This is a genomic window from Staphylococcus pasteuri (assembly GCF_003970495.1).
In the GTDB taxonomy this organism is placed as follows: Bacteria; Bacillota; Bacilli; order Staphylococcales; family Staphylococcaceae; genus Staphylococcus; species Staphylococcus pasteuri.
Window position 1 is genome coordinate 4,291 of record NZ_RXWW01000065.1, and the last position, 10,733, is coordinate 15,023.

Consider the following 10,733-nt stretch of genomic DNA (forward strand, 5'->3'; position numbering starts at 1 on the left):
CAATGAATAACTCTAAAATTAAAGATACGCATATTAACATAGACAAAGGTGAAATTAATACTCGACATAACAAAATTAATAATTCCATATTCCTATTAAATCAAGGAGATATTAATTTTAAAAATATGCCATCTGAATCTGATATAAAAGCTTCCACGAAAGATGGAAATATTAGTTTTAAATATAAAGATACACCTCAAGATACCTTATTGAAGTTGAAACCAAGTAAAGGACAATCTTTAATTAAAAATAAAAACTTCCATGAAAGTAAAGTAGGGAAAAGTAACAATGTTTTAGAATTTTATACTGTTGATGGAGATATCACGATTAAATAAAAATGAGATAAGTACAAAAGGAAAATAATTTAAACTTTCCTTTTGTACTTTTTTTAATATGTTGCAAACGTTAAGTCGCTATCAATTAAACCTTCAAATGATGTTTGTTGTAATTCCATACCATTTAACCAGTCATTAAAATTAATAGAAGATGGGGCCTTATTTTCACCTAAAGTCATCCATGCAGTTAGGGATTTTGGTTCATACATAGTAGTATGAATAGTACCTGACCAACTTCTAAAAAGTTTGCTATATATTTTATATTGTGGATCATTAAAGAGTTTAAATGCCTCGTGTTTATCTAATTGAGTATGAGTTTGATTAACTGTACGTGCCAATCGTTCTTTGGATTCTTGAGTATAGTTTCTGTTTTCATGGGTTAATATTTCATAATGATTAGTACAGATATTATCGTATCGTACTTGGATATCTCTTGGTGTAACTTCAACTATTGCATTATTTAATTCTTTATCCATTAAAATGTAACTGAAAGAACTACGGTGTGGAAGGTCTTTTAATAGTTGAATGGCTTCATCTACATCTTTACAAAGTTCTAATATTAATCTTCCAATCATATAGCAAACGAAACCATTATCAGGCTTTTTACGGTGCATGAAATTATATGCCATAACTAAACCGGCTTCATTCATTCCATCCATTCTACCAGTGACTCTTGAAGTGGGACCAATTTGCGCTAATCCTCCATCATTAGGTTGAAATAATAAGTATCTACCATCATATGTTGCGGGGTGATAATCATAATTTCGAACAATATAATCTTGTCCTCTAAATACAGTACAACCACTATCTTTTAAATCTGTGAAACGATAATGAGCAAAATTTAAAATCATTTGTCGTGTAGGTAATTTTAATACATCTTGCATTCCCATAATTTCTTCCCAAATTTTTGGAGCGTATGTTTGAAAGATTGAGTGGGTTTCATTAATGTCTATATCAAATCGAGGTATTCTTTTTTTCCATTCTTGTTCACGATTCTTTAATAATTCGGTTTGTTTTAACCAATTACCGGTTTGAACACCTAAATCATAGTGGGATCCTCTATGTGTCATTATATCGGTTTGAACTTTTTGCATTATAAATATGCTCCTTAATAAAAATTTACATATTGTAATAAAATATTAATATTACTTTAATTGTTATTTTAAGTAAATTTATATATAATAATATTGTAACTAGTTATTGATAATATTTAAATTATCTATTTAGGGGTGATACTATGTATAAAGCGTATCAACGTGCAAAAGCTGCAATTAGTACTTGGTGGAACAGATAGTTTCATTAATTATGAAATAGCGACTGATTTTTAAATCAGTCGTTTTTTTATATGTCTATACTATCATAAATTTGATGAAATGAAGCTTATATTATCAGTACAAAGGGTATGTATTTATTGATTACGATAAATATGCTATCATATGGTATTGTAGATATGCATATCAAATATAGAGGTGAATTTTAATGTGGAACTTTATTAAAGGTTTATTTAAATTTGTATTTAGTTTAGTAGCTATTACTACAGTTGTTGCAGGTGTAGGTGTAGTTGCATTTGCTTATATTTTCAAAAAAGACTTTGAAGATATCGAAAGAAAAACTAAAGAAATCGTTTCAGATATCGAAAATAACAATTAATTTGACTTCAAATTAATTAAGAGTCACTGATGAGATAGTCATCAGTGGCTTTTTTATTTACCTTAAAATAGTTTTTAAGAAGGGGAAATAGCTATAATATCTAATATAGAGAGTTTATATTTCTCAGAAGAATGTGATTGATAGCCTTCAACTTCAAAAGTAATGGCATCAATACGCTCAATATTAAGTTCGATTGATTTAAAGTAACCAGCGTCATAATATTTAACGATAACAGGTTGGTTTAATTGAAGGGATTGATGTAAACGAAAATTCAATTCAGATAATTGGTCTTCTGAAAGTATGGGGCGTTCAATTTTATTTTGGTCAATAATATATTGATATATTGTTTCAAATTGCTCTGGTAGTGTAGCAAATGGTTATATATATATTGAAGAATATAGACTATTTTGTTTAAAATGAATCATATTTTAAGAAAAAATGAACAAAGTAAAAATATTAAATAGTCTTTTTTTATTACGTGTAATAAGTTTAATATGTATGATGTAAAAAGAGTTCGAATAGTGTATACTTATACTATTAAAAATTAGAAATGAGATTATTATGAAAATAGTAGAAGTAAAATCTAAGAATGGTATCAATTTTATGATTTTAGATGGTAATAATGAACCTATAGTAGATGCAGTAAGATATTTGAAGTATCTGGATAGTGTTAATAAAAGTTTAAATACCAAGAAAACCTATGCCTATGCACTAAAAAAATTTTTTGTTTACTTAGAAAGTAAAAAGATATGCTATAAAGAAGTTAGTTTTGATAACTTTGTTGATTTTATAAGATGGATGAAAACACCTTTTGAATATGAGAATGTCCTCTCTTATCACCGAAAAGGAAAAAGCATTAGTCCTAAGACAATTAATCTGACTATTACTGTAGTATCTAATTTTTATGATTATCTCTATAGGAGCAAAAAATTAGATGTTAATTTCTATGATTTTATACATACGGAAAGTAAATACTCTAAAAAATATAAAAGTTTCATGCATCACGTAAACAAGGACTATGGAATGTTGAAAAATATTTTGAAAGTAAAAGAACCAAAGAAAAAACTAGAAGTGTTAACCAATGTTGAGGTTAAGAAATTATTAGGAGCAGCTAATAATATTAGAGATAAATTCTTAATACAATTATTATATGAAACAGGATTGCGTATAGGTGAGGTATTATCATTACGCATTGATGATATCAAATTTGATTTTAGAAAAGGTCACCAAATAGTTTTGAAAAATAGATTTAATAGCAATGGTACTTATTTAAAAACTGGTGAAAGAAAAATATTTATTTCTCAATCGTTAATTGATTTATATGACGATTATGTGTACGAAATAATTGACGAACTTTCCATATGTTCTGATTATCTTTTTGTAAAAATAAAGGGTAGAAATGTAGGAGAAGCTATGCATTATAGTGATATATATTCATTATTTAAAAGGCTAAAACATAAAACATCTATAAATGTTCACCCCCATTTATTTCGCCATACACATGCAACTGTTTTTTATAATGAAACTAAGGATATTAAACAAGTTCAAGAAAGACTCGGTCATAGTAATATACAAACGACTATTAATTTATATGTTCATCCCACTGAAGAAGATATACGTGAAGATTGGAATAAAGTTAAGCATCAATTTCAAGTTTTTAATAAAGGGGAATAACTATGTCAATACCAATTAATTTACCTACAAACAGTACTATGATTAATGAATTATGTACATTACAAAGTAGAACTATAAACATAAAAGGAGAAGTGCTAATAACTGAAATATATGATGATTACTTTTTAAAAAATGATGAATGGCACATTTCAGCTTTTAACAAGTTCGAGCAATTTCAAGATAGTATCAAGAACTATAAAGACAAAAGAAAAAATATTTTCTTTAGGATTAAAAGTGAAAATTTGAATTTAGAATTTAAATACCTTTTTTTGAAACTTATAGTTAAAGAGGATTGGTCTTTATCTAATGTATTTAATACTGGAGCAGTGAAACTTAACAAGATTGCTGAGTTCTTTAATGAAGTTTATCCAAATTTAAATTCTTTACTAGATTGTGATATTAATATGTTAGAAAAGTACTGGTTTAGTTGGTTGACTAAAAATAATATACCTATAAAAAGAAAATCATCAACAATAGTTTTTGGTGATTATGAACATAAAAGTGGACTAGCTTCTTTTTTAAAGAATATGTATATTAATCTAAATAAATTTATTGATAAGCGAGAAGAATGGGAAAAAGATAAATGGGATATTAGAAATTTAGAAAAATATGGATTGAGTTATAATAAAACACTAACTGGTAATTATTTGAACTTTGAAAAAATTGAGTCAATTAAAATGCGAGAATTAGCAAAAAAATATTTAAAAAATCGTTTGATAACTGGTGATATAGCATTTGCTACAGCAAGATTTTATATAAGAGTTTTGACTAGGTTTTTTCAAAATATATCTAAAAATAAAGAAACAAGGAATAGTTTAAATGAACTAGATAGATGTCATATCGAAGCATATATAGAATTTTTATTTGAATATGCTAATAGTAAAAATGTGCAAAGTTCTAGGAACTTCGTTAGAGAAGAATTAAAAGCAATTAGAAGGTTCTTAAATGATATTGCTAGTCAAAATTATGATATAGCCCCCTCTGAAGATATACGTTTTTTAATTTATCCTCAAGACTTTCCTAAGCGCGAAAAGAAAAATAGTAGCCAAATTGATTATATCCCAGATTTTGTATTGGAACAGCTTTTTGAGCATATAAATGATTTGCACAAAGATTTAATACCTGTAGTTTGGATAGCTTTTAAAACAGGACTAAGAATTTCTGATGTATTAACATTAAAAAATAATTGTCTTGCAAAAGTTAATGGAAAGTTTTCAATAATTACTGATATTGCTAAAACTTTTGTTAAAGGACATAGGATACCAATCGATAATGAATTAGCTGATATAGTAGCAGTTTTAATAGCCAATTCTAAAATTAAAAGTACAAAAGATAACAACCCTAATAATTATATTTTTGCTATTCATAAAGGAAAAAGAAAAGGAATGCCCTTTACACAGCATATGGTCAGAGCACACTTAAATCATTTAGCAAAAACAAAAAATATTCTTGATGAACAAGGTGAAGTCTTCCATTTCAAAACTCATCAGTTTAGACATACCTATGCAGTGAAATTGTTAAATGGTGGAGCAGATATATTAACCATACAAGAATTATTAGCACATTCCTCACCAGAAATGACACTCAGATATGCTAAGTTACTTGATGATACAAAAAGAAAGGCTTTTGAATCAGTTATTGATCAAGGGGCTTTTAGTTTTGATGTTGACGGTAAAATTAAAAATATACAGCATAGTAGTGAATTATCAGAAAAAGCATTGAATTCTTTATGGCAAGAACATAAATTAAACGCAATGGACAATCCTTATGGTACTTGTCATGCTAGATTGAGCGGTGATTGTCCATATATGGAAGCTCCGCCATGCTTAACTTGTAATTCTGGGAAACCATGTAAGGATCTAGCTATTGGATTTTCTGATTTAGATGTTGAAAAATATGAATTACATATCAAATCAACGGTCAAATCTATAGAATTAGCTAAAAATAATAATAGACAAGATATGGTTGAAAAACATACTAATATATTAAATAAATATGAAGAAATATTAGGTAATATAAAAGATGGAAACATTATATTCGGGAGAAGTAATAGAATAAAAGTATAGAGGTTAAGATGGGAAAATTTAATAGACAAGAACAATTAAAACAGTTACATGCAGAACGAAAAGTTAAAACCGAGCAAAAAGTTTCTAAAGCAATAAATGAATTGGTTCGAAAAAATGAAGAAATTAACTTTAATATTGTTGCTAAGCATTCAAATGTATCTAAAGCTACTTTATATAATAATAGTAAAATTCGAAAGAGAATCGAAGAGTTACGTGAACAAAGTAAAGACATATTTGTACATAAAAATAACAGTGACGGTAAAGACGCATTAATTTCTTCATTAAAAAGGAGAGTAAAATCTTTAGAAAATGAGAAAAAGAGGCTCAAAGATGAAATAAACACATTATATAATAAAATATATGAAGATATTTAATACACAGGTAAAGAGAAATAATTCGAGTTTAAGAGATATTATACACATTAGTATTAAAAAAAGTATGTTTAGTATTTGTAGAATCGTAAAATGTAAAATAACCATTGATTGTATCAATTTTCAAAATTTTTCCTGTATAGTTTGAAATGCTGCCGTCTTCCCAATATGAGATTGTACATAACTCATCATTTTGAATTTTTATTTGAAAAATCTGATCTAAATTATCTAATGAATCATGTGTTAGCAATGGTTTTTCTATTTTATTTTGATCCTTTATAATTTGTTCTAAAATTTCAAACTGTTGCGGGAGAGTCGCAAAAGCTTGCCATTTGATTTTTCCACGCCCTTGAGGGATTTTAGGGTTTAAATATTTTCTTGGTATTTTTCTATAATCAGTTTCATATTTATATTCATCTGGCGCATTAGGATTTGGAATCATGTTTACCACCTCATCATCATTGTAGAACGTATGTTCTTTTTTGGCAAGGATTATATAATTTTTTAATGTGATTAATTAATTAATTTAAAATAAGTTATTTTTTATATGGAAAAGTTGAGTAAGATTATCGAGCATTTATAATTATAGTAACTGGAATTATGATGTTTGGTATGTTAATAGTATTTTCTCTTTTAAAAAATGTGAACATAAAAAAATAGAGTCTGGGACATAAACCCTAGAGAAATAGCCAGTAAATGAGTTTTAACAAATTCATTTACTGGCTTCTTTATTTACAATACTCCGTATTGTTGGCTCGCTTTCTTAGGGGACAGCTTCAGCCTGTAGTCTTCAGCTTGTCCTGTTCCCTCAAGAGTCTCGCCAAAATACTTTGTATTTATATGTAATTTTACATTGTAATACTTTAAAAAAATAAAGCACTTTCGTATAATTTAATAAACATCACTAAACTAAATTAACGAGGTGCCTTATGTATAAAAATTATAACATGACTCAACTTACTCTACCAATGGAAACTTCAGTTCTTATCCCCACAAATGATATTTCACGACATATAAATGATATTGTTGAAACAATTCCTGACAATGAATTCGACGAATTCAGACATCACCGTGGTGCAACTTCGTACCATCCTAAAATGATGTTAAAAGTGATTCTATATGCCTACACACAATCTGTATTCTCAGGTCGTAAAATAGAAAAAATGCTTAATGATAGCATCCGAATGATGTGGCTATCACAAAATCAAAAACCTTCTTATAAAACAATTAATCGATTTAGAGTAAATCCAAAAGTAGATGCTTTATTAGAATCTTTATTTATTCAATTTTACAGTCAGTGTGTAAAACAAAATCTTATAGATGATAAAGCTATTTTTATTGATGGTACAAAAATTGAAGCAAATGCCAATCGATATACATTTGTATGGAAAAAGAGTATTCAAAACCATGAATTAAAGATGAATGAGGATTCTAAAGCCCTCTACCATGAATTGGTAACCAATAAAATCATACCGGAAATTAAAGAAAATCATGATAATGAATTAACAAAAGAAGAAATAGATTTGATTGGTAGTCACTTAGATAAAGAAATCGAAGATTTAAACCAACATATCAACAATGAAAAATGTACTAAAACAAGAAAACAAATACGTCTCAAAAGAACTAAAATCAAAAAATACAAAAAGCAAATCAATGATTATTTTGAGCGAAAGTATCGATACGAATTTCAAAAATCTATTTTAAAGGATAGAAATAGTTATTCTAAGACAGATCATGATGCGACATTTATGAGAATGAAAAAAGATCACATGAAAAATGGACAACTTAAGCCAGGGTATAATTTACAAATAGCGACAAATTCCCAATTTGTTTTATCTTATAATGTGTATCAAAATCCAACGGATACTAGAACGATGATTCCATTTTTAAATTCAATTCAAGAGACCTACGGTCATTTACCTGAATATATTGTAGCTGATGCAGGTTATGGTAGTGAATCAAATTATAAGGCAATTATAGATGACTTTAATCGAACGCCACTCATAACATATGGAATGTTTATAAAAGATAAAACTAAAAAATATAAAAGTGACATCTTTAATACTCAAAATTGTAACTATGAGGAAATTAATGACGAATTCATTTGTCCGAATAATAAACGGCTAGGTTTTAAAAGATATGCCTATCGTCATGATAAGTATGGTTATAAGCGAGACTTCAAATTATATGAATGTGATGATTGTTCAGAATGTCCTCTGAAAAATCAATGTATGAACTTCAATTCAAAAACAAACAAAAAAATAATGAAGAATTATAACTGGGAATATTTTAAATCCCAAATTAACAAAAAGCTTTCAGAACCAGAAACAAAAAATATCTACAGTCAAAGAAAAATTGATGTGGAACCTGTTTTTGGATTTATGAAGGCTATTTTGGGTTTCACTCGGATGTCTGTCCGAGGACTCAATAAAGTCAAAAGAGAACTTGGTTTTGTATTAATGGCACTTAATATAAGAAAAGTAGTAGCTCAACGAGCTGAAAATAATCAAAAAATTTATAAAAAAGACAATTTCTATATTATTTCAATAGAAATTGTCTTTTTTTCACTTATCCAAGAACTTTATGTCCCGGACTCTTCGATATTATGAAGTTTTATGAAAGATAGAATTATATCAGTTTTTGTAGTACATTTAGACTATTAAAATTTGTTTATTACATTCTTGGCGGTTTCACTTATCAATTTATCATTAGGTTTATCACTTTTATTGTCTTTATTCGTAAAAATGACTAAAATAATAGGTTCAGATTGGTTCTTAGGATAAATAAAAGCTACATCATTTCTAGAAGCATATGTTATTGCTTGACCACTTTTATCAGCAACCTTATAGTCTTTTGGAACACCATCTTTAATTAAAGTGTCTCCGTTTTTATTATTTAACATTAAATCAAGTAAGAAATTTTTATTTTTTTTGCTTAATTTTCCATTTGCGATAAGTTTATTTAAAGTCTTGCCGAAAGCAGCAGGCGTTGAAGTATCTTTTTTGCTCTTTGGTGAATAGTAATTTAATTCTATTTCATATCTAACTGGATTTGTTACTTTATCTCCCAATTTTTTTAAACGTTTTTTAATTTTTTTGATTCCACCGATTTCGTTTATAATTTTATTGTTTGCTGTATTATCACTATACTTCATTGAAGCCTCAATAAGTTCTTTTAAAGTGATATCTTTTCCTACATATTTTTCTAAAATAGGAGAATAAGCAACTATATCATCTTTGTTAATATGTACTTTTTTATTTAACTTATTATAAGGTACTTGTTCTAACAAAATAGCACTATTTATCGCTTTTGAAGTTGAAGCATAGGCAAATCTCTTATCGGCATTAAATTTTACTTCCTTACCACTTTTAGTATCTAATGCATAGACACCAATATTAGCATTATATTTCTTTTCTAAATTATTTAACTCTTTAGCATGTGAACTGGTTGAATTACATGCACTTAAAACTAAAGCAATTGCAATTAAAAGTATTAACTTTTTCAAAATATACCCTCCAATATTACAGTTGTAATTTCTATAAATCAATAATATTACAATTGTAATATTCGCGTCAATAGTTTATTATAATTATTTGAAAGAAGGTGTTGAAATGGCTAAGTTATTAATAATGAGCATAGTAAGCTTTTGTTTTATATTTCTATTGTTATTATTTTTTAGGTACATATTAAAACGCTATTTTAATTATATGTTAAATTATAAAGTTTGGTATCTAACTCTTCTTGCAGGATTAATTCCTTTCATCCCTATTAAATTCTCTTTTTTTAAATTTAATAATTTGAATAATCAAGAGCCCACAGTTGAAAGTAATTCACACAATTTGAATCCTAACATAAATACCACTAAACCTGTTCATGAGTTTACAACAGACATCCATAAGATTAATTGGGATTCAATAGATAATATCTGCACAGTTATTTGGATAGTTTTAGTTATTATTTTAAGTTTTAAATTTTTAAATTCTTTATTATATCTTAAGTATTTAAAGAAACAGTCACTTTATCTAAATGAAAAAGAAAAAGATAAAATAAACAAGATACTTTTCAATCATCAATATAAAAGAAATATTGTGATTCGAAAAGCAGAATCTATTCATTCTCCAATAACTTTTTGGTATGGAAAATATATTATTTTGATTCCCAGTTTATATTTTAAAAGTATAAATGACAAAAAACTAAAATATATAATATTGCACGAGTATGCTCATGCTAAAAACAGAGATACTTTGCATTTAATTATCTTTCATATTTTTTCTATTGCTATGAGTTATAATCCACTAATACAAATTGTAAAAAGAAAGATGATTCATGACAATGAAGTAGAAGCCGATAGATTTGTCCTTAATAATATTAACAAAAATGAATTTAAGTCTTATGCGGAAGCTATTATGGATTCCGTATTAAAAACCCCATTTTTCAACAAAAATATATTAAGCCATTCATTTAATGGTAAAAAATCATTACTCAAAAGAAGATTAATTAATATAAAAGAAGCCAATTTGAAAAAGCAGTCAAAATTAATTCTAATTTTTGTTTGTATTTTTACTTTTTTTATCATGATAATTCAAAGCCAGTTTTTAATGGGGCAATCCTTAACTGATTATAATTATAAAAAGCCC

General features: G+C 27.0%; 9 protein-coding genes and 2 pseudogenes. 7 read left to right on the forward strand and 4 right to left on the reverse strand.

Going from position 1 to position 10,733, the window contains the following annotated elements:
* Positions 1-335, forward strand: a 335-nt coding sequence (locus tag CD121_RS12450) for a DUF4097 family beta strand repeat-containing protein (RefSeq protein WP_257214283.1), incomplete at its 5' end; no start/stop codon positions are given.
* A gap of 53 nt (positions 336-388) precedes the next feature.
* Here CD121_RS12450 and CD121_RS09675 read toward each other — a convergent pair.
* On the reverse strand, positions 389-1,429 hold the full coding sequence (locus tag CD121_RS09675) for a C45 family autoproteolytic acyltransferase/hydrolase (RefSeq protein ID WP_126568090.1): 1,041 nt from the start codon (positions 1,427-1,429) through the stop codon (positions 389-391).
* A gap of 385 nt (positions 1,430-1,814) precedes the next feature.
* Between CD121_RS09675 and CD121_RS09680 the strand changes: the two genes are divergently transcribed.
* Positions 1,815-1,985 (forward strand): hypothetical protein, encoded by a 171-nt coding sequence (locus tag CD121_RS09680; RefSeq protein ID WP_017637889.1) that lies wholly within the window; start codon positions 1,815-1,817, stop codon positions 1,983-1,985.
* 74 nt (positions 1,986-2,059) lie between these two features.
* On the opposite strand, the pseudogene CD121_RS09685 reads toward CD121_RS09680, so the two are convergent.
* A pseudogene (locus tag CD121_RS09685) lies at positions 2,060-2,362 on the reverse strand (YolD-like family protein); the annotation flags it as partial.
* 184 nt (positions 2,363-2,546) lie between these two features.
* Here CD121_RS09685 and CD121_RS09690 point away from each other — a divergent pair.
* Genes CD121_RS09690 through CD121_RS09700 form a run of 3 tightly spaced genes read left to right on the forward strand, consistent with a single transcriptional unit; the run spans position 2,547 to position 6,099 of the window.
* Positions 2,547-3,659, forward strand: a complete 1,113-nt coding sequence (locus tag CD121_RS09690) for a tyrosine-type recombinase/integrase (protein WP_000706211.1) — start codon at positions 2,547-2,549, stop codon at positions 3,657-3,659.
* Between the two features lie 2 nt (positions 3,660-3,661).
* Positions 3,662-5,725 (forward strand): site-specific integrase, encoded by a 2,064-nt coding sequence (locus tag CD121_RS09695; RefSeq protein ID WP_000026855.1) that lies wholly within the window; start codon positions 3,662-3,664, stop codon positions 5,723-5,725.
* Positions 5,726-5,733: 8 nt separating this feature from the next.
* Positions 5,734-6,099: a DUF6262 family protein gene (locus tag CD121_RS09700; protein WP_000514485.1), complete on the forward strand. Its 366-nt coding sequence runs from the start codon at positions 5,734-5,736 to the stop codon at positions 6,097-6,099.
* A gap of 28 nt (positions 6,100-6,127) precedes the next feature.
* Here the strand turns inward: CD121_RS09700 and CD121_RS09705 are convergent, their stop codons facing one another.
* On the reverse strand, positions 6,128-6,538 hold the full coding sequence (locus CD121_RS09705) for a YolD-like family protein (protein WP_000612780.1): 411 nt from the start codon (positions 6,536-6,538) through the stop codon (positions 6,128-6,130).
* 487 nt (positions 6,539-7,025) lie between these two features.
* On the opposite strand from CD121_RS09705, the pseudogene CD121_RS09710 reads away from it, so the two are divergent.
* Positions 7,026-8,715: pseudogene (locus CD121_RS09710) on the forward strand (IS1182 family transposase).
* Positions 8,716-8,755: 40 nt separating this feature from the next.
* Here the strand turns inward: CD121_RS09710 and blaZ are convergent.
* Positions 8,756-9,601, reverse strand: a complete 846-nt coding sequence (blaZ, locus tag CD121_RS09715; RefSeq protein ID WP_000733621.1) for a penicillin-hydrolyzing class A beta-lactamase BlaZ — start codon at positions 9,599-9,601, stop codon at positions 8,756-8,758.
* Positions 9,602-9,707: 106 nt separating this feature from the next.
* Between blaZ and CD121_RS12455 the strand changes: the two genes are divergently transcribed.
* Positions 9,708-10,733 (forward strand): M56 family metallopeptidase (locus tag CD121_RS12455; RefSeq protein WP_257214284.1); only part of this gene is annotated, 1,026 nt, incomplete at its 3' end.